The organism is Humibacter albus DSM 18994 (assembly GCF_000421825.1).
GTDB classification, from domain to species: domain Bacteria; phylum Actinomycetota; class Actinomycetes; order Actinomycetales; family Microbacteriaceae; genus Humibacter; species Humibacter albus.
The window spans coordinates 592520-609579 of the sequence record NZ_ATXT01000011.1 but is presented as its reverse complement, the minus strand read 5'-3'; the positions used below and the strand labels follow the sequence as shown (position 1 = coordinate 609579).

General features: G+C 68.9%; 21 protein-coding genes and 2 tRNA genes. 13 read left to right on the top strand and 10 right to left on the bottom strand.

The annotated features are described in order from the left end of the window. The first annotated feature begins 73 nt into the window (after positions 1 to 73). Positions 74 to 487: a DUF3054 domain-containing protein gene (locus H623_RS0104305; RefSeq protein ID WP_022899715.1), complete on the top strand. Its 414-nt coding sequence runs from the start codon at positions 74 to 76 to the stop codon at positions 485 to 487. 91 nt (positions 488 to 578) lie between these two features. Here the strand turns inward: H623_RS0104305 and H623_RS0104300 are convergent, their stop codons facing one another. The 3 genes from H623_RS0104300 to H623_RS0104290 all read right to left on the bottom strand — a co-directional run bounded on the left by H623_RS0104300 (position 579) and on the right by H623_RS0104290 (position 3731). Then, a complete protein-coding gene (locus tag H623_RS0104300) occupies positions 579 to 2279 on the bottom strand; it encodes a long-chain-fatty-acid--CoA ligase (RefSeq protein WP_022899714.1) in 1701 nt (566 codons plus the stop codon). 63 nt (positions 2280 to 2342) lie between these two features. Beyond that, positions 2343 to 3002 carry a TIGR03086 family metal-binding protein gene (locus H623_RS0104295; protein ID WP_022899713.1) on the bottom strand — a complete coding sequence of 220 codons (660 nt, stop codon included), beginning with the start codon at positions 3000 to 3002 and terminating at the stop codon, positions 2343 to 2345. A gap of 54 nt (positions 3003 to 3056) precedes the next feature. Further along, positions 3057 to 3731, bottom strand: a complete 675-nt coding sequence (locus H623_RS0104290) for an SDR family oxidoreductase (RefSeq protein ID WP_022899712.1) — start codon at positions 3729 to 3731, stop codon at positions 3057 to 3059. Between the two features lie 135 nt (positions 3732 to 3866). Here H623_RS0104290 and H623_RS20860 point away from each other — a divergent pair, with 135 nt between their 5' ends. From H623_RS20860 to H623_RS0104275, 3 genes are all read left to right on the top strand, one after another. After that, complete coding sequence (locus H623_RS20860; RefSeq protein WP_051143055.1) at positions 3867 to 4211, top strand: hypothetical protein; 345 nt, start codon at positions 3867 to 3869, stop codon at positions 4209 to 4211. Further along, the gene (locus tag H623_RS0104280) at positions 4208 to 4558 is read left to right on the top strand and encodes a gamma-glutamylcyclotransferase family protein (RefSeq protein WP_026939901.1); all 351 of its coding nucleotides are present in this window, start codon (positions 4208 to 4210) and stop codon (positions 4556 to 4558) included. The genes H623_RS20860 and H623_RS0104280 overlap by 4 nt, the downstream gene beginning before the upstream one ends. Before the next feature lie 145 nt (positions 4559 to 4703). Further along, positions 4704 to 5384, top strand: a complete 681-nt coding sequence (locus tag H623_RS0104275; protein WP_022899710.1) for a hypothetical protein — start codon at positions 4704 to 4706, stop codon at positions 5382 to 5384. A 101-nt stretch (positions 5385 to 5485) separates the two neighbouring features. Here H623_RS0104275 and H623_RS0104270 read toward each other — a convergent pair whose 3' ends face one another. Continuing rightward, a complete protein-coding gene (locus tag H623_RS0104270) occupies positions 5486 to 6490 on the bottom strand; it encodes an aldo/keto reductase family protein (RefSeq protein WP_022899709.1) in 1005 nt (334 codons plus the stop codon). Positions 6491 to 6711: 221 nt separating this feature from the next. Between H623_RS0104270 and H623_RS0104265 the strand changes: the two genes are divergently transcribed. Next, positions 6712 to 7989 carry a DNA polymerase IV gene (locus H623_RS0104265; protein WP_022899708.1) on the top strand — a complete coding sequence of 426 codons (1278 nt, stop codon included), beginning with the start codon at positions 6712 to 6714 and terminating at the stop codon, positions 7987 to 7989. A gap of 9 nt (positions 7990 to 7998) precedes the next feature. Here H623_RS0104265 and H623_RS0104260 read toward each other — a convergent pair whose 3' ends face one another. Beyond that, positions 7999 to 8919: an endonuclease/exonuclease/phosphatase family protein gene (locus H623_RS0104260; protein WP_022899707.1), complete on the bottom strand. Its 921-nt coding sequence runs from the start codon at positions 8917 to 8919 to the stop codon at positions 7999 to 8001. A gap of 110 nt (positions 8920 to 9029) precedes the next feature. On the opposite strand from H623_RS0104260, the gene H623_RS0104255 reads away from it, so the two are divergent. Next, positions 9030 to 9371: a hypothetical protein gene (locus H623_RS0104255; protein ID WP_022899706.1), complete on the top strand. Its 342-nt coding sequence runs from the start codon at positions 9030 to 9032 to the stop codon at positions 9369 to 9371. On the opposite strand, the gene H623_RS0104250 is transcribed toward H623_RS0104255, so the two are convergent. Next, complete coding sequence (locus H623_RS0104250; RefSeq protein ID WP_022899705.1) at positions 9343 to 9570, bottom strand: hypothetical protein; 228 nt, start codon at positions 9568 to 9570, stop codon at positions 9343 to 9345. The genes H623_RS0104255 and H623_RS0104250 overlap by 29 nt on opposite strands. A 253-nt stretch (positions 9571 to 9823) precedes the next feature. On the opposite strand from H623_RS0104250, the gene H623_RS17690 reads away from it, so the two are divergent. Genes H623_RS17690 through H623_RS0104225 form a run of 5 tightly spaced genes read left to right on the top strand, consistent with a single transcriptional unit; the run spans position 9824 to position 13674 of the window. Beyond that, entirely contained in the window at positions 9824 to 10507 is a 684-nt protein-coding gene (locus H623_RS17690; protein WP_022899704.1) for an ECF transporter S component, read from the top strand. A gap of 3 nt (positions 10508 to 10510) precedes the next feature. Next, positions 10511 to 12028, top strand: coding sequence for an ABC transporter ATP-binding protein (locus H623_RS17685; protein WP_051143054.1), 1518 nt, complete (start codon positions 10511 to 10513; stop codon positions 12026 to 12028). Continuing rightward, positions 12025 to 12822, top strand: a complete 798-nt coding sequence (locus H623_RS0104235) for an energy-coupling factor transporter transmembrane component T family protein (protein ID WP_022899702.1) — start codon at positions 12025 to 12027, stop codon at positions 12820 to 12822. Before H623_RS17685 ends, H623_RS0104235 begins: the two co-directional genes overlap by 4 nt. After that, on the top strand, positions 12809 to 13417 hold the full coding sequence (locus H623_RS0104230) for a nucleoside/nucleotide kinase family protein (RefSeq protein ID WP_245558867.1): 609 nt from the start codon (positions 12809 to 12811) through the stop codon (positions 13415 to 13417). The genes H623_RS0104235 and H623_RS0104230 overlap by 14 nt, the downstream gene beginning before the upstream one ends. Further along, on the top strand, positions 13414 to 13674 hold the full coding sequence (locus H623_RS0104225) for a hypothetical protein (protein ID WP_022899700.1): 261 nt from the start codon (positions 13414 to 13416) through the stop codon (positions 13672 to 13674). The genes H623_RS0104230 and H623_RS0104225 overlap by 4 nt, the downstream gene beginning before the upstream one ends. 49 nt (positions 13675 to 13723) lie before the next feature. Here H623_RS0104225 and H623_RS0104220 read toward each other — a convergent pair whose 3' ends face one another. The 3 genes from H623_RS0104220 to orn all read right to left on the bottom strand — a co-directional run bounded on the left by H623_RS0104220 (position 13724) and on the right by orn (position 14914). Next, positions 13724 to 14071, bottom strand: coding sequence for a metallopeptidase family protein (locus tag H623_RS0104220; RefSeq protein ID WP_022899699.1), 348 nt, complete (start codon positions 14069 to 14071; stop codon positions 13724 to 13726). Between the two features lie 112 nt (positions 14072 to 14183). After that, positions 14184 to 14259 (bottom strand) — tRNA-His (locus H623_RS0104215). A gap of 34 nt (positions 14260 to 14293) precedes the next feature. Beyond that, positions 14294 to 14914: an oligoribonuclease gene (gene orn / locus H623_RS0104210; RefSeq protein ID WP_022899698.1), complete on the bottom strand. Its 621-nt coding sequence runs from the start codon at positions 14912 to 14914 to the stop codon at positions 14294 to 14296. Between the two features lie 104 nt (positions 14915 to 15018). On the opposite strand from orn, the gene H623_RS0104205 reads away from it, so the two are divergent. Then, positions 15019 to 15279, top strand: a complete 261-nt coding sequence (locus H623_RS0104205; RefSeq protein ID WP_022899697.1) for a thioredoxin domain-containing protein — start codon at positions 15019 to 15021, stop codon at positions 15277 to 15279. 32 nt (positions 15280 to 15311) lie between these two features. Next, a tRNA-Arg gene (locus H623_RS0104200) sits at positions 15312 to 15387 on the top strand. 188 nt (positions 15388 to 15575) lie between these two features. Here the strand turns inward: H623_RS0104200 and proS are convergent. Continuing rightward, positions 15576 to 16961 (bottom strand): proline--tRNA ligase, encoded by a 1386-nt coding sequence (proS, locus tag H623_RS0104195; protein WP_022899696.1) that lies wholly within the window; start codon positions 16959 to 16961, stop codon positions 15576 to 15578. Between the last annotated feature and the right edge of the window lie 99 nt (positions 16962 to 17060).

Sequence of the window (17060 nt, the reverse complement as noted above, 5' to 3'; positions counted from 1 at the left end):
GTGCAGCCACCGCGCACCCACCGAGCACCCCACCGTCGGCGCGGCATCTTGGACACTGCCTAGACTGGCGATCGTGTCTTCTTCCGCGTCGTCCTCGTCGTCCGCTTCTGCCGTTCGGAGTGCCGGCACCGCGGCTGTCGTTCTCTCGGCCGTGCTCGACGTCGTGCTCGTGCTCGCGTTCGTACTCATCGGGCGTGGCAGTCACGGAGAGAATGTGATCGGCGGGGCGCTCACGACGTTCTGGCCGTTCGCCGTCGGGCTGGTGATCGGGTGGGTGGCCTGCCTGGCATGGCGTCGTCCGATGGCGCTCTGGCCGACCGGAGTGGTCGTGTGGGCGGCCACGCTCGTGCTCGGGATGGCGCTGCGCGTGGTGAGCGGACAGGGGATCGCGGCGCCGTTCGTCGTCGTCGCGGCCGTGGTGCTCGCCGTCTTCCTGATCGGGTGGCGGGCGATCGCGTTGGCGGTGCGTGCGCTCCGACGCCACTGAGGCGCCGTGCGCGCCGGCTGGTCCCGTAGCTACTCGCCGCGGACGTCAGAACGTCAGGCGGTCCGGCCGGCCCTCGGATCGAACACGAGACTCACGACTCGTCGGCGAGCCTGGCCGTCAGCAGTTCGACGACCTGCCGACGCAGCACCTTGCCCACGATCGAGCGGGGGAGTTCGTCCACCTCGAACACCCGCCGCGGCACCTTGTACGGTGTCATCGCCGAACGCGCGAACGCCCGGATGGCGTCCTCGTCGAACGAGGAACCGGGCTTCATGATCACCGCGGCGACGACATCCTCGCCTCCACGGGCGTGCGGCAGGCCGACGACCGAGAGGTCGGCGATGCCCTCATACGCGCGCAGCTCGTCCTCGACCTCGGTCGGCGAGACGTTGAAGCCGCCCGTGATGATGAGTTCCTTGATGCGGTCGACGATGCGTACGAAGCCCTGTTCGTCCATCGTGACGACGTCGCCGGTGCGAAGCCAGCCGTCGGCATCCAGAACCGCCGCCGTCTCCTCCGGCCGGCGCCAGTAGCCTCGGAAGATCTGCGGCCCTCGGGCCTCGAGCTCACCCGGCTCGCCGATCGGCATCGTGCGTGAACGGTCATCGGGGTCGACGACGCGCAGCAGAGTGCTCGGCATGGGCAGGCCGACGGTTCCCGCCTTGCGCGTCGAGCCGACGGGGTTGGCCATGAGCACCGGAGATGCCTCGGTGAGCCCGTACCCCTCCACGAGGTACCCGCCCGTCTCCTTCTCCCAGAGCCCCACGATCGTGTCGGGCAGGCTCATCGCACCAGAGATGGCGATCTCGATGCCCGACAGCGAGACCTTCTTCGCCTTCGCCGCCTTCACGAGGCGCTCGTAGATGGGCGGCACGGCCGGCAGGAAGGTGGCGGGACGCTTCTTCACGACGTTCAGCACCGTATCCGGGTCGAAGTTGGGGAAGAGCACGAGCCGAGCGCCCATGCTCATCGCGAACGTCAGGCACAAGGTGAGCCCGTGGGCGTGGAAGAGCGGCAGCACCGCGTAGACGACGGATGTGCCGCGCGGCACGGCGGGCACCCAGGCACGGGCCTGTGCCGCGTTCGCCACCAGGTTGCCGTGCGTGAGCATGGCGCCTTTGGGTACGCCCGTGGTGCCGCTCGTGTACTGGATGAGCGCGAGATCCTCGACCTCGGGGCGGGGAACGGATGCCTTCACGCGCTTCGACGAGACCACCTCGTCCCAGCGCACCGCTCCGCGCACCTTCGCCTGCAACTGCGCGCGGGACTCGCGCGCCTTCTTCACGGGCAGCCGAAGGGCGATCCGCAGACGTGCGGGCATGGCGTCCACCAGGTCGACCGCGACGATCGTCTCCAGTCCGATGTCGGCGGGCATGTCCTGCAGCGATGCGACCACCTTGGTCCAGGCGATCGCCAGCTTGGCTCCGTGGTCCTCGAACTGGTGCCGCATCTCGCGCGGCGTGTACAGCGGGTTGTGCTCCACGACGACGGCGCCCAGCCTCAGCACGGCATAGAACGCGATCACGTGCTGCGGACAGTTCGGCAGCACGAGTGCGACGCGGTCTCCCGCCTGCACGCCGAGTCTCTTCAGACCGCCCGCCGCCCGGTCGATCGCGGCGCCGAGCTCGCGATACGTCGTCGTGCGACCGAAGAACTCGAGTGCGACGTGATCGCCATACGCGGCCACCGACTCCTCGATCAGGTGCGGCAGAGAATGCGTCGGCGGATCGATGTCGGCCGGCACGCCCTCCGCGTAGCTCGAAATCCAGGGACGTTCGGCATCGCTGCTCATGGCATCCACCCTAGGACGTCCCGGTGCGGGCCACCCCGGCCTTGGCCCGGCGCGAAGGAGCGGTCAGGCTGCGATGCGGTCGTCCCGGCCCGTGAGCGCGAGCAGCCGGGACTGCAGCGGTGCGTCCTCGGGGATGGGGAGAGGCGAGGCGAACAGGCCGCTCGCCTCGAGCGTGTCCTTCTGCGGAGCGAAGACGGTCCAGGCGGCCTCGACGAGGTCGTCGCCGAGCGCGTCGTCTGCGCCGATGGCACGCGCGAGATCCCAGGTGTGCACGATCACGTCGGACGACTGCTCGCGCAGGTAGGCCGCCGCGGGCACCGTGTCGTACGAGAGGTTGACCGGAGCATCGGGGTCGACGGATGCCCATGCCCGCGTCGCCGCTGCCGAGTACCGCTCCCAGGCGGCGGGCAGATCGCTGCCCAGGGGCTCGAGTCGCGATCGGGCCTCGCCGACGGTGCGGCCCGCCAGCAGCAGCGGCACCCACTGCTGCTCCTCGATCACGTGCCGTACCAGCGCCGCCACGTCCCAGTCCTCGTCCGGCGTCGGCGCATCCCACTGAGCGACGAGGGCGACCCGGGCACCGAAGGCGGCGTGGGCGCGTTCCTGAACCCTCAACCAATCGGTGAATGACATGCGGCGGCCTTTCGGATCGCGGTCGTCGGCCTCACCGTTCGTGAGTGCCTCATCGTGCGTGTTCCAGAACCGCGGAGCGTGCTCGTTCATTCCCCCACCCGTCGTCATCGCGCAGTCACGTGGTCGTCGTCGTCACGTCGTCGGTCAGCCGAGGCGAGCCGTCGTCGCCACGGAGGCGATGGCCTCCTCGATCGGGGTCGAACCGGCCACCACCTCGAACTGCGTGTGGATGCTCGTCGGCTCGCGCAGCGTCGCGATCACGACGCGGGCGACGTCTTCGCGGGCGATCGTCCCAGGTTCGACGCGTGGCGCAGCCTCGACGAACCCGGTCCCGTCGTCGAGCGTGAGGGTGCCGGGGCGCACGATCGTCCACTCCAGCGTGCTGCGGCGCAACTCGGCGTCGGCGTCGCGTTTCGCGGCGACGTAGGCGGTCCATGACTCGTCGGAGCCGGGAGCCACCGGATCATCCGTTCCGCGAGCGGAGACCTGGATGAATCGCCGGACCCCGGCCGCGACGGCGGCCTGCTGCGACTTCACGGAGCCGCCGTAGTCGACGGTCGCCTTGCGTGCGGGCCCGGAGTTCGGGCCGGCACCGGCCGCGAACACGACCGCGTCGGCGCCGTGGATGGCGCGCGCCAGTGCATCCGGCTCGGCCTGCTCGATATCGAGCAGCACGCCTTCGCCGCCGAAGCGATAGATGTCGTCGGCGTGATCCTCGTTGCGCACGACGCCGATGAAATCGTCCCCGTCGTCGTAGAGCAGCCGCATGAGCTGCTGCGCCACCTTGCCATGTGCTCCGATGATCGCCACGCGTGCCATGCCTCCATCATGCTCGCCCTGACGGCGCAGTGCAGAAGAGGCAGCCGCCGTCCGGGGACTTGTTCGACGGTGCGTGCCCGAGCGGCCGTCTTGTCACTGGGGGGAGCTGCTTGCCGCGGTGGGAGAATGTCGAGCGTGTGGTGGCGACGGGACAAGCCGCGGGAGGCGGCATCCGATCAACGGTTCGGCGTGGGCGTGCAGGTGCACGTGGTCGACGACGAGCGGCAGGGTCCGAAGGGCTGGGTCGGCGATCCGACCGGAGTGATCGTGGCGGGTGCGTCGACGGTGGCGAACGGCGCCTTCGAGGTGCATCGGCTTTCGGGACGCGTGTGGACCGTGGCGTTCGACGAGCCGCAGTACCGCGCCGACGGCAGCGGTCCCGTCGAGCGGGCGAACGTGCCCGAGTACCTGCTGATGACGGCGCCCGTCGCCGACCAAACGGACGCCGCCGGTGAGGCAGAAGACGGAGATGCCAGGTGAGCCACCTGCTGTTCTCATACGGAACGCTCCAGCTGCCGAGTGTGCAGAACGCGACGTTCGGTCGCCGGATGCCCGTGCGTCGAGCCGAGCTCGTCGGTTACGTGCTCGACTCGGTCGCGATCACCGACACCCACGTGCTCGAGGTCAGCGGCAGCGCGGTGCACCCGTTCGCGCGGCGCACCGGAGACACGGCGGACCGCGTTCCGGGCGTGGTGCTCGAGCTCAGCGATGATGAGCTTGCCGCCGCCGACGAGTACGAGGTGGATGACTACACGCGCGTGGCCGTGCAGCTCGCCTCGGGAGAGACGGCGTGGCTTTACGTGGATGCCGCGAGTGTGGCCGATTGACGCCACGCGCAGCTATCGGCTGACGCGCGCGCCCGTTGAGACCCGGGAGACCGGATTCGTGGGTTCTCCACTGCATCCTGCTACGCCTCGGGTGATTCGGTCGTCAACCCGTTCCGGCGCCGGGCGTGAAATCTAAGATGAGGTCATGCTCGTCGAGGGCACTCTCCGATGGCGGGTCACAGAGGACGCTCCGCTGGACCTGCTCGTCGGGTTGTGCCTGCGCGATCTCGCCGGCCTCGGCGACGCGGGCGATCCGGCGCTGCCGGAGGTCGTTCCCGGCGTCTCGCGCCGGTCGGTCCCGTCCGGGATGCTCTCGACGCGATCGGGGACGGCGACCCGCCGCTCCGCAGTTCCCCGTGCGGCGTGCGCTGACGCCGGTTTCGGCGAGCCGGACGCACTGGCGGAGGAGTGGACGCGCTGGTGGCGGCGCGCCGTTGTGCAGGCCAACGCCGTGGCATCCTGGAGCACCTCGTTCGTGCCCCCGCACTTCGCGGCGTTCGATCGCGAGTTGGCCCTTCAGGACCTCGTGATCGATCGATTCGACGAGGCCCTGGAATGGGCGATCGCGCGCCGGGAGGAGTACCTCGCCGACGACGACGCCCACCGTGCCGACTACTCCGCCGACATCGTCGACGTGGTGCGCAGCCGCGAGCACGACCTGCGCCGGCAGGCGGGATCGTTCCGTCTCGACATCGAAGTGCTGCCGCTCGCCGTGCCCGGCGCCTGGGTGGTCGGGCCGGACACGGTGGTGGTCAGCTGGAGCCTGCGCGACGATCACGAGGCATTCCGGTCGTGGTTCACGCCGATCGTGGAGGCGCTCGTCTGACCCAGGCCGCCCATCAGGCGAATGGCCAGATGGGCCGGCCGGGGCGAATCCGTCAGGCGAAGCGTGCGAACCCGTCAGGCGAAGCGGTCAGGAGCAGCCGATCAAGCCACGCGCGTCTCGGGCGAGACGGTGAGCGCCGGGTCGGTCGTCGCGACGGGCAGGATGACCTCATCGATACGGGCGAGCGCCTCGTCGTCGAGCTTCACGCCCGCGGCCTCGGCGTTGGATTTCACCTGCTCGGGCCTCGATGCACCGACGATGGCGCCTGCCACGTTCGGATTCTGCAGCACCCACGCGACGGCGAGCTGCGCGAGCGTGAGCCCCGCCTCGTCGGCGATCGGCTGCAGCTTCTGCACCGCCGTCAGAACATCGTCGGTCAGGAAACGCTTGATGGCGCTCGCTCCGCCCTTCTCATCGGTGGCACGCGAGCCGGCGGGCAGTTCGGCGCCCGGCTTGTATTTGCCGGTGAGCACGCCCTGCGCCACCGGCGACCAGACGATCTGCGAGATGCCCAGTTCCTTCGACGTCGGCACCACCTGATCCTCGATGACGCGCCACAGCATCGAGTACTGCGGCTGGTTCGAGATGAGCTGGAAGCCGAGGTCCTTCGCGAGCGCGTGCCCCGCGCGCAGTTGGTCGGCGGTCCACTCGCTCACGCCGACGTACAGCACCTTGCCGGCGCGTACGAGGTCGGCGAACGCCTGCATGGTCTCTTCCAGCGGCGTCTCGTGGTCGTAGCGGTGCGCCTGGTAGAGGTCCACGTAGTCGGTACCGAGGCGGCTCAGCGAGCCGTCGATCGACTCCATGATGTGCTTGCGGCTGAGGCCGGTGTCGTTGTGCCCCGCCGGGCCGGTCGGCCAGTACACCTTGGTGAAGATCTCGAGCGACTGCCGGCGCTGACCCTTCAGCGCGTCGCCGAGCACCTTCTCCGCCGCCGTGTTCGCATAGGCGTCCGCCGTGTCGAAGGTGGTGATGCCCGCGTCGAGCGCGGCGTGCACCGATGCCGTTGCCGCGTCGTTCTCCACCTGAGATCCGTGGGTGAGCCAGTTGCCGTAGATGATCTCGGAGATCTTGAGTCCGCTGTTGCCGAGGTACCTGAAGTCCATGGCATCAACGCTATCGGCAGTTCCCCGCGCCCGCGCGCGCAGGGCGCTGTGCCCCAAGGCGAGTGCATCCGAACGATCCTGTCTACCTGTCTCGTCGGCGGCATTGGGATGCACTCGCAGTCTCGCAGGGATGGCATCGGGCGAGGAGCGACAGGGAAGCGGCGAAGAGAGGCAAGTGGGAAGGAAGGGCGCGTGTCGGAGGCGGATGCGACACTGGGGGAGTGGGACGCGGCGACGGACGGGACAGACAGGTCACCACGGGCCCCGTCGACGATACGGGTGCCACGAAGCTGCACGTCGACATGGACGCCTTCTACGCGTCGGTCGAACTGCTCGACCGACCAGAGCTCCGCGGCCGTCCGGCGATCGTGGGACACGCATCCGGTCGCGCCGTGGTCTCCAGTGCCACGTACGAGGCGCGGCGGCGCGGCGTGCGCAGCGCGATGCCGGTCGCGCAGGCGCTCCGGTTGTGCCCGGAGGCGGTGGTGCTGGAGCCGCACTTCGACAAGTACGCGCACTATTCGAAACGTGTGGTGGGCATCCTGCACGACGTCACGCCGCTGGTGGAGCAGGTGAGCATCGACGAGGCGTTCCTCGACGTGGCCGGTGCGGTGCGGCTGCTCGGGTCTCCGGCGCGAATCGCCACGGACATCCGCCAGCGCGTGCTCGCCGAGACAGGGCTGGTCTGTTCCGTGGGCGTCGCGGCCACGAAGTTCATGGCCAAACTCGCCTCTACGCGGTCCAAGCCCGACGGGATGCTCGTCATTCCGCCCGCGCAGACCCTCGCATTTCTGCACCCGTTGCCGATCGCCGCGCTCTGGGGCGTCGGACCCGCCATGCAGGAGACGCTGCATCGCTACGGGCTGCGCACGGTAGGGGACCTCGCCGACGTGCCGATGGGCGTACTGCGCGGCTGGGTGGGCGAAGCGTCCGGCACCAAGTTGCACGAGCTGGCCAACGGCATCGATCCGCGTCCGGTTGAGACGGTGTCGCACGAGAAGAGCATCGGACACGAGCAGACCTTCGAGACAGACGTGACAGATGTCACACTGCTGCGCCGCGAGCTGCTGCGGCTGTCGACGCAGGTCGGCGCGCGCCTGCGTTCGCACGGGATGGCCGGCCGCACGGTGGCGCTCAAGCTGCGGTATGCAGACTTCCGCACGATCGCCAGGTCGCGCACGCTGGCGGAGCCGACGAATGTCGGTAAGCGCCTCTACGAGGAGGCGGCCGGTCTGCTGGATGCCACGCTGCGGTCCGGCGACGCCGTGCGGCTCATCGGGGTGCGGGCGGAGCAGTTGCTGCCCGACGGCTCGGGCGCGCCGGTGCTCTGGGACCCCGACGAGGAGTGGCGCGACGCGGAGAACGCCATCGACCGAGTGGCCGCCCGGTTCGGCGCGGGTACAGTGACGACGGCGTCGCTCGTCGGCACGACGCCGCGCAAGGTGGGGGACACCGCGAATGCGCGCGTGATCCAGGAACGCGACGGTCACCCGGACTGACGCGACGGTCTAGCGCAGGCCGACGTCGATCGCCCGGTGATCGCTGCCGTTGGCCGGCAGGACGGTGCTCGTGACTGCGGTCAGTCCGCGGGTGAGCACGTGGTCGACGCGGGCGAAGGGGAAGGCCGACGGCCAGGTGTATCCGAAGCCGAATGTCGAGGTGGGCGCCTCGTGCACGCTGCGCTCGAGCTGGCGGAACTCGCGGTCAGTGGTCGCCGAGTTGAAGTCGCCGACGACGAGCAGGCGTGGCGCGCTCGAGTGGTCGAGCACGTCGGCGAGAGAGCGGAGCATCGTGTCACGCTTCTGATACTCGCCGGGTCGCACAGAGGCCATGTGCACCTCGTAGACCCGAACGGCGCCGGCACCGGTCGACACGTCGACGCTCAGCGCGCGGTTCCAGCCGAGGCCCAGCGAGAGCGGCTCTCCTCCGTGCAGCGGCGTCTTGCTCCACAGCCCGATCGTTCCGACGACGTAGCGATACGGGTAGTCGGGGGCGAGCAACTTCTCGGCGACGGGAGTGGACGCCGAGTCGAGCTCTTGCAGGGCGAGGAGATCGGCATCCCGCTTCAGGAGCGAGTTCACGGTGCTTGCCGGGTCATGGTTGTCGGCGTCGATGTTCTCGCTGACCACACGCAACGACACCGTGCCCGCCTCGTGGCGCGGAAGCAGCGCGGGCACGAAGAGCACCGCCCACACCGTCGCGGCCGCGATGACGCCGATCCAGGCGAACGCCGAGCGTCGCACCACCAGGGCCGCGATGAGCAGCATCGCGATCGCGACCCACAACCAGGGCAGGAACGTCTCGAACAGGGAGACGTAGCCGCCGGCATCCGGGATCAGCGTGTGCCCGAGCAGGACCGCCGCCGTGAGCAGGCCGAGCACGCCGACGACCGGCCCGTTGTCGGATCGCGATCGTCGGCTCTTCGGCATCCGACGATTATGGCGTGGCATGCCCGTGTATCCGGTGTACGTCGCTCGCGACGACGCCTCTCGCAGCCGGATGTCTTCCCGCAGACGGATGCCACGGGTAGCGTGGCCGTATGGCTGACTTCGTGCTCAAGCTCGCTGATTCCGTGAAGTCCACCGTCGGCGTGCGCACCGCGTACGGCGAGCCGGTCGCGCTCGACGACGTGACCGTGATCCCGGTGGCGCTCGCATGGTTCGGATTCGGCGGTGGGGCAGGACCCGAGGAACCGGCGACCGGCACGGGAGGCGGTGGCGGCGGCGCGAGCATTCCGGTCGGCGCCTATATCAAGGACCGCACCGGCGTGCGTTTCGAACCGAACCCGATCGCGATGCTCGCCGTCGCCATCCCGTTCGTCTTCGTGACGACGCGAGGACTGGCCGCCGTTCTCAGAGCTCTGAAGCGTCGCCGGCGCTGAGTTCGCGCTGCTCGCGCTCCTGGATCTCCCGGGCACGACGAGCGGCGGTCTCGCGTGCGGCGCGAGCGGCCGCGGCGCGTGCCGCCTGCACTCTCCGTTCGGCGGCGATGCGCTCGAAACGGCGCATACGCAGGATCATGAGGCGAAGAAGTACGACGAACACCAGAGCGACGACGAGCAGCACCCACATGATCACCATCGGCGCCTCCTCGTCTTCGTAGCAAGCCTAAGCCCGGGGGACACCCGCTCGTGACGTCGTGCGCGAGACCTCCTATACTCGTGAGTCGAACACGGGAGTCCGGTGAGCCGGGCTGAGAGGAAGGTTCTCCAACCTTCGACCGTCGAACCTGATCTGGATCATGCCAGCGCAGGAAGGCTTTCTCTGGGGCGCTTCGCACCGTGCGGGGCATCCACCCGTGCCCACGTTTGAGACGAACGAAAGGGCACGAATCGTGCACGCAACCCTCGCCACCACTGCACGTCCCGCTCCGCGGATCTACCGCTGGCGGGTCGTCGACATCATCATCGCCGCCGTCGTCGGCGTCGCCTCCGGAGTCATCTTCTGGGCCTGGGGCCTCGCGTGGACGCCCCTGTCGGCGGCGCTCACGTTCCTCGGTCCCGGGGCTTCCGGCCTGCTCTCGGGCGGCTGGCTGTTCGCCGGCGTACTGGGCGGCCTGATCGTCCGCAAGCCCGGCGCGGCACTGTTCACCGAGATCGTGGCCGGAGTGGTCGAGATGCTGATCGGCAACGAATGGGGCTTCACGAACTTCATCTGGGCGGCGATCGAGGGTCTCGGAGCCGAGATCGCCTTCGCGATCCTGCTCTACCGCGTCTGGAACCTGGGGGCCGCGCTGCTCTCGGGTGCGATCGCCGGGCTGTCGACCGGGGTCATGGACACCACATTCACCTCGCTCGCGGCGCTGGATGTCGGCCAGAAGTCGCTCTATTTCGTCACCTCGATCATCTCCGGGGTCGTCATCGCAGGCATCCTGAGCTGGCTCGCGGTGCGCGGGCTCGCGGCGACCGGTGCCCTGAACCGCTTCGCTGCGGGACGACGGGCCCGCATTGTGGACGATGGTGATGAGGCGGACTCCGTCGCCTCCGTCGCCTCCGGCGGCCACGGAAGCGCGGCATAGCCGATGCCCGCGTCACGGATGCCGGGGGGCGCGCAGGTGAACGCGCGCGGCTGGGGCTGGCGTCACGCCGGACGCTCCCGGTGGGCCGTGCGAGACCTCGAGCTCACGATCGAGCCGGGAGAGCGGGTACTGCTGCTGGGCGCCAGCGGTGCCGGCAAGTCGACGCTGCTGCACGCGCTCGCGGGAGTGCTCGGCGGGGACGAAGAGGGTGAGGCCACCGGCGTTCTGACCGTCGACGCACTCCCGCCCTCGGCGGCGCGCGATCACGTCGGCCTCGTGCTGCAAGATCCGGACTCTCAGGTCGTGATGGCGAGGGTCGGCGACGACGTCGCCTTCGGGTGCGAGAACGCCGGCGTTCCGCGGGTCGAGATCTGGGAACGGGTGCACGACGCGCTGGAAGCCGTGGGGCTTCAGGTGCCGCTCGATACTCCCACCGCATCGCTGTCCGGCGGGCAGAAGCAGCGACTCGCACTGGCCGGGGCGATCGCCATGCGCCCGAGGCTGCTGCTGCTGGACGAACCCACCGCGAATCTCGACCCGGCCGGCGTGGCCGAGGTGCGGGATGCCGTCGCGCGCCTGGCCGAGGCCACCGACGCCACCATCGTGGTCGTGGAGCACCGCGTGGCGGTCTGGACCGAGACGGTACAGCGGGTGGTCGTGCTCGACGCCGGCGGCGGCGTCCTCGCCGACGGCCGAACCGACGCCGTGCTTGCTCGAGAGAGCGGCAGGCTGAGCGAGGCGGGCATCTGGGTGCCGGGACCGGCGCCGGAGCGCACACGAGCCGCCCCTGTCGAAGGGGAGTGCCTGCTCTCGGCACGTTCGTTGGCCGTGGGCCGCACGCCGTTCGGGACGCGGACGGCGCAGGCGGTGGCATCCGACATCGAACTCGCACTGCAGCGGGGGCGTGCCCTCGCCGTGACCGGGCCGAACGGTGCGGGCAAGTCCACGCTCGCGCTCACCGTGGCAGGGCTGCTGCCTCCTGTGGGGGGAACGATCACCGCGGAGGACGGCTTCCGCCGTGGGTTGCGGCCTGAGCCGATGCGCTGGAAGTCCCGGCAGCTGGTGTCGCGCGTCGGGACGGTGTTCCAGGATCCGGAGCACCAGTTCGTGCGCACGCGGGTGCGCGACGAGCTGGCGGTGGGACCTTTGGCGACGGGCGCCGACCGCGCGCGGACGATGCGACGCGTCGATGAGCTGCTCTCCCGACTGCGCTTGTCGCGGCTGGCCGAAGCCAACCCGTTCACGCTCTCCGGCGGTGAGAAACGCCGGTTGTCGGTCGCCACGGCGATCGCCACCGAACCGGACCTGCTCGTGCTCGACGAGCCGACTTTCGGACAGGATGCCCGCACTTGGCGCGAGCTCGCCGCTCTGCTCGACGAACTGCTCACCGCCGGTCACTCGGTGATGGCCGTCACGCACGATGATGCCCTTGTGCACGTGCTTGCCGACGACGTGCTCGAGCTCGGTGACTCGCGGGTGCGACGGCCCGGGGCTCTCACCATCGCAGAGGCGACACGATGAGCCTCGTACTGACCGGCAGGCTGCGCAGCAGTCGCATCGCGAGGGTCAACCCGGTCGCCAAGCTCGCCGCCGCGTTGCTGGTCTCGCTTACTCTCGTGCTGAGCATCGACTGGGTCTCCGCCACGGTGGCGCTCGCACTCGAGGCGGCGATTCTGCCGTTCACGGGCGTCGGCGCACGACAGTTCTGGCTGCGCACCGCGCCGGTGTGGGTCGCGGCGGTCGCCGCGACGGTCGCGACCGCCCTCTACGGGGCCGATGCCGGCTTCGTGCTGTGGTCGTTCGGGTTCGTCACCGTCTCCCAGGGATCGCTGATGCTCGCAGCGGCGATCGGTCTTCGTGTGCTGGCGATCGGCCTTCCCGGCGTCGTGCTCTTCGCGACGTCTGATCCGACCGAACTCGCCGACGGGCTCGCCCAGCTCGTCCACCTTCCGGCCCGGTTCGTGCTCGGCGCCCTCGCGGCGCTGAGGCTCGTCGGCCTCTTCGTCGACGATTGGCGGGCGCTGGCGCGAGCGCGCCGGGCGCGGGGCATCGGCGACGGCGGCGGACCGATCGGCTGGCTGCGCCGCCTGGGCTCGCAGGCGTTCGCGCTGCTTGTTCTCTCGCTGCGCCGCGGCAGCAAGCTGGCGACAGCGATGGAGGCCAAGGGATTCGGCGGCTCCCAAAGGCGCACGTGGGCGCGAGCATCGCGCTTCGGCCGCGCGGAAGTCGTCATGGTGCTGATCGGAGCCGGAGTCGCCGGGTGCGCTGTGGCCGCCGCGGTCGCGGCGGGAAGCTGGAACCTTGTCGTCTCGTAGCCGGTCGGTGCGCCTGGATGCGTCGGCGGTCGTGCGCGCTGCGCTCGCGGAGTCCCGGGCGCCGGTCGTGCTCGTCGACGGGCCGAGCGGCGCGGGCAAGTCGACGTTCGCCGACGCGATCGTCGCGGCGTGGCCCGGGGTTGCACCGCAGCTGGTGCGCATGGACGACCTCTACCCGGGCTGGGCGGGCCTGGAGCCCGCGTCGCACCAGGTGGTGCGCGATCTGCTGCTGCCGCTGCGGTCGTCGGGAGTCGGCCACTGGCGCCGGTGGGACTGGGCCGCTTCGAGAGCGGGGGAGAGGCGCGTGGCACGTGCGGGGCATCCGTTGGTGATCGAGGGCTGCGGATGCCTCACCCGAGCCAGCGCATCGCTCGCCGACCTGCGCGTCTGGCTCAACGCGGCCGACGACGTGCGCAAACGCCGCGCCCTCGACCGCGACCGGGGTGCGTTCGATGCGCACTGGGACATGTGGCAGCGCCAGTGGGGGCGCCTGGTCGCCCGGGAGTCGCCCGTGTCGCTGGCAGATCTTGTGTTCGACACCACCGCAGTGCTTGCCGCACCGGGGGCGGCCGCGCGCGGTACCGTGAGTCCATGAGCGAGAGCGCAACCGAGTACATCGTCGAATACATCGACGGACCGCTGGCCGGCAACGCGGAACGCCGCGTTCTCGTGCACGGCGAATTCGACAAGACCGTCAGCGCGTATGCCGCTGTCGACGGCATCGAGTCGCAGTTCGAGTACAAGGTGAAAGACAGCCGCGAGGTCCAGGGCGAACTGCACGTGCGCTACTCCTTCGATGCGCCCGACAGCGACCCGTACGAGAGCGACCCGGAGGACGAGCCCGGTCGCTGACGGGCGGTCGGATGTCGTGCAACGCACGGGCGTGCCCCGTCAGATCCGGTCATGCCCAGCCGAGCTCGTGCAGTTCGGCCTCGCCGATGCCGTAGTAGTGCGCGATCTCGTGCACGAGTGTGACGTGCACTTCGTGGCGCAGTTCGTTCTCGTCGGCGCAGATCGCCAGCAGCGGTTCGCGGTAGACGACGATGCGGTCGGGCATCTCTCCGAACCCGTACCTGTCGCGTTCCGTGAGCGCGATGCCGTCGTACTCGCCGAGCAGGCTGAGCGAACCGTCGGCGGGACGATCCTCGACGAGGAAGGCGACGTTCTCGATTCCATCGACCATGTCGTCGGGCAGCGCATCGAGCTCGTCGATCACGAGGCGTTCGAAGGCGTCGGCATCCATGCGCATCACGTCTCCAGCGTGCCATGGCGACGGAGATTCGCGGTGGGACGTTCCGCGCACCGCGCGTCAACCCTTGTTCGCTCGGATCGAGCACGCGAGCATTCTCGGCGTCACTCTCTGGGGTGAGTAACGGGGCTTGAACCCGCGACCTCCTGGACCACAACCAGGCGCTCTACCAGCTGAGCTATACCCACCATGTGCCCGCGAGCGGGCAACCCTGCAATCTTATTACATACGAGGGGCCCAGACAGACACCACGTCGTCGGCCGCCTTCTGGACCTCCTCCGACGTCAGCCCCGGTTCGGCGGTGAACACTGCGCGACGGTAGTAGTCGAGCTCGCGGATCGATTCCCGGATGTCCGCGAGCGCCCGGTGGCCGCCGTCCTTCGCGGGCGCGTGGAAGTAGACGCGGGGGAACCAGCGGCGGGCGAGCTCCTTGATGGACGACACGTCGACGTTGCGGTAGTGCAGGTGAGCATCGAGCCGCGGCATGTACTTGGCGAGGAACATCCGGTCGGTGCCGATCGAGTTGCCCGCGAGCGGCGCCTTCTGCTCGGCCGGCACGTACTTCAGCACGTACTCCATGACCTCGTATTCGGCCTCGGCAAGACTCTTGCCGTTCGGGATCTCCTCGATCAGTCCGCTCGTGGTGTGCATGTTGCGCACGAAGTCGTTCATGTTCTCGAGCGCGCTGGGGTCGGGCTTGATCACGATGTCGATGCCGGGATCGAGGGGAGTGAGGTCGAAGTCGGTGATGACCACGGCGATTTCCACGAGCTCGTCGGATGCGAGATCGAGCCCCGTCATCTCGCAGTCGATCCAGACCAGGGCATCGTTCGCTTTCGGCATGACGCGAGTCTATCGGCGCACCTCCGACAGGACGTGCTGATGCCTGCTCGAAGCATCCCCGCCCCGCTCGGCTCGAGCGGGGTCACGAGCCTAGAATCCATCGCGTGGAACTGGAGCTCTACACCTCGGCCTTCTGCGGAGCGTGCGCGCACGCTCGGGCCGTCTTGGCGCAGGCCGAGCGTCTGATTCCGGATGCCACGGTGACAGAATTCGACGTCGTACGCCACGAAGATCGTGCCGTCGCCGAGGACATCACGGCGACTCCGACCGTGATCGTGCGCGACGCCGGTGGTGCCGAGGTGTTCCGAGCGTCCGGTGCTCCGACGCTCGCACAAGTGATCGTCGCGGCCGCCAAAGCCGTCTGAACCCGCGCTACGGTAGCCTGGAGTCCGCCTCAGCCCCCGTAGCTCAGCGGATAGAGCAGGAGCCTTCTAATCTCTTGGTCGCAGGTTCGATTCCTGCCGGGGGCACCAACTCAAGGTCTTGGGCGTTTTAGGCTCCTGACCCCGAACTTTGAATCCAGTACTCCGGCGGCTCTTGCTGAGTGCGTAGTGCGGGACATGTAGACGTTCTGCGTCATCGACGGGCGCTTGTGGCCGAGGTACTTCGCGATGTCTCGACCGGAGAGACCGGCAAATGCAACAGTTTCGCGCGAACCCGCTTAGTAGCTGCGGCCGACGATCGCGTACAACTCCTCTGTGGCATCGGCGGATGGAAGCTCGCCGTCGGGGGTCTGGAGGCAACGGACCGTGATCGCGTTTGACGCGAGTCGGTCTTCGCCGCTCTCCCCGAGGCTCGCGTAGGGAATCCGCGCGAAGCCACTGGATGCCGCGGTGATCGCATCAGCCACGGTGTCGACGTCGGTAGTGTTCTCGTTCAGGCGCTGGGTCGCTTGCGCGAACAGCGCCGCCTGCATCTCGTCGAGGAGTAGGGATGCTGACGTACTCACGTGATCCAGCACCAGCGTTGTCTTTCCGGGCAGGTCGCGGCGCGCGACCGTGACCTGCTGCGCGTCCAGATCTCGCGGGCCGACCTCGATGCGCAGCGGCACTCCCTTGAGTTCCCACTCGACGATCCGCCGGCCGAAACCGGGGGTGCTGCGCGCGTCAAGTCGCGCCCGCACGCCCGCATGCGTCAACTCATCGACGAGCGTGGCTGCCGCCGCGACGGTGCGCTCATCATCCTTCACTGCGATGACGACAGCTTGGATCGGAGCGATACGGGGCGGGACCCGCAGTCCCGCCTGGTCGCCATGGGACATGATCAAGCCGCCCATCATGCGGGTGCTCGAACCCCAGGATGTCGTCCAGCACGTTCGGACCGCTCCGGAGGTGTCCGTGTAGCCGATGCCGAAGGCACGGGCGAAGTTCTGGCCCAGTTCGTGGCTCGTGGCCATCTGAAGCGCCTTCCCGTCGCCCATCATCGCCTCGCACGTCATCGTGTTGATCGCGCCGGCGAAACGCTCACGGGGGCTTTTCACTCCCACGTACACCGGGATCGCAAGCATGTCCTGCAGGAAGTCGCGGTAGACCTCGAGGTGGATACGCCGGGCATACGCCGCCGCGTCCTCCGCCGTCGCGTGCGCGGTGTGGCCTTCCTGCCACAGGAATTCGCTGGTACGCAGGAACAGGCGCGGGCGTAGCTCCCATCGCACTACGTTCGACCACTGGTTCAGCAGCATCGGCAGATCACGATGGGACTGTACCCACTTGGCCATCAGCTCGCCGAACACCGTCTCGCTGGTAGGCCGCACCACAACCGGCTCCGTCAGTTCCTTACCGCCGGCGTGCGTCACCACGGCGAGTTCGGGGCTGAAACCTTCGACGTGCTCGGCCTCCCGTTCGAGGTACGACTGCGGGATGAACAACGGAAGATACACGTTCTCCGCGCCCGTGCGCTTGATGCGCGCGTCGACGTCGGCTTGCATCCGCTCCCAGATCGAGAACGCATACGGTCGGATGACCATGGTGCCGCGCACCGGCCCGTTGTCTGCGAGCTGAGCCTTCTCCAGCACATCCTGATACCACCGGGGGAAGTCATCACGCATCGACGCTAGAACGCCGGAACCACCGCTTTCGGCCACGGCACCACGATATAAGGAAGCCAACCCTGCTCGGCGCGCAGAGGGATCGGCTTGCGTACGGGC

Excerpts from the sequence above, each read along its gene's own strand:
- H623_RS0104300 (WP_022899714.1), bottom strand. The coding sequence starts at position 2,279 with ATGAGCAGCGATGCCGAACGTCCCTGGATTTCGAGCTACGCGGAGGGC.
- H623_RS0104295 (WP_022899713.1), bottom strand. The coding sequence starts at position 3,002 with ATGAACGAGCACGCTCCGCGGTTCTGGAACACGCACGATGAGGCACTC.
- H623_RS0104290 (WP_022899712.1), bottom strand. The coding sequence starts at position 3,731 with ATGGCACGCGTGGCGATCATCGGAGCACATGGCAAGGTGGCGCAGCAG.
- H623_RS0104275 (WP_022899710.1), top strand. The coding sequence starts at position 4,704 with ATGCTCGTCGAGGGCACTCTCCGATGGCGGGTCACAGAGGACGCTCCG.
- H623_RS0104270 (WP_022899709.1), bottom strand. The coding sequence starts at position 6,490 with ATGGACTTCAGGTACCTCGGCAACAGCGGACTCAAGATCTCCGAGATC.
- H623_RS0104260 (WP_022899707.1), bottom strand. The coding sequence starts at position 8,919 with ATGCCGAAGAGCCGACGATCGCGATCCGACAACGGGCCGGTCGTCGGC.
- H623_RS0104255 (WP_022899706.1), top strand. The coding sequence starts at position 9,030 with ATGGCTGACTTCGTGCTCAAGCTCGCTGATTCCGTGAAGTCCACCGTC.
- H623_RS0104250 (WP_022899705.1), bottom strand. The coding sequence starts at position 9,570 with ATGGTGATCATGTGGGTGCTGCTCGTCGTCGCTCTGGTGTTCGTCGTA.
- H623_RS17685 (WP_051143054.1), top strand. The coding sequence starts at position 10,511 with ATGCCCGCGTCACGGATGCCGGGGGGCGCGCAGGTGAACGCGCGCGGC.
- H623_RS0104235 (WP_022899702.1), top strand. The coding sequence starts at position 12,025 with ATGAGCCTCGTACTGACCGGCAGGCTGCGCAGCAGTCGCATCGCGAGG.
- H623_RS0104225 (WP_022899700.1), top strand. The coding sequence starts at position 13,414 with ATGAGCGAGAGCGCAACCGAGTACATCGTCGAATACATCGACGGACCG.
- H623_RS0104220 (WP_022899699.1), bottom strand. The coding sequence starts at position 14,071 with ATGCGCATGGATGCCGACGCCTTCGAACGCCTCGTGATCGACGAGCTC.
- orn (WP_022899698.1), bottom strand. The coding sequence starts at position 14,914 with ATGCCGAAAGCGAACGATGCCCTGGTCTGGATCGACTGCGAGATGACG.
- proS (WP_022899696.1), bottom strand. The coding sequence starts at position 16,961 with ATGCGTGATGACTTCCCCCGGTGGTATCAGGATGTGCTGGAGAAGGCT.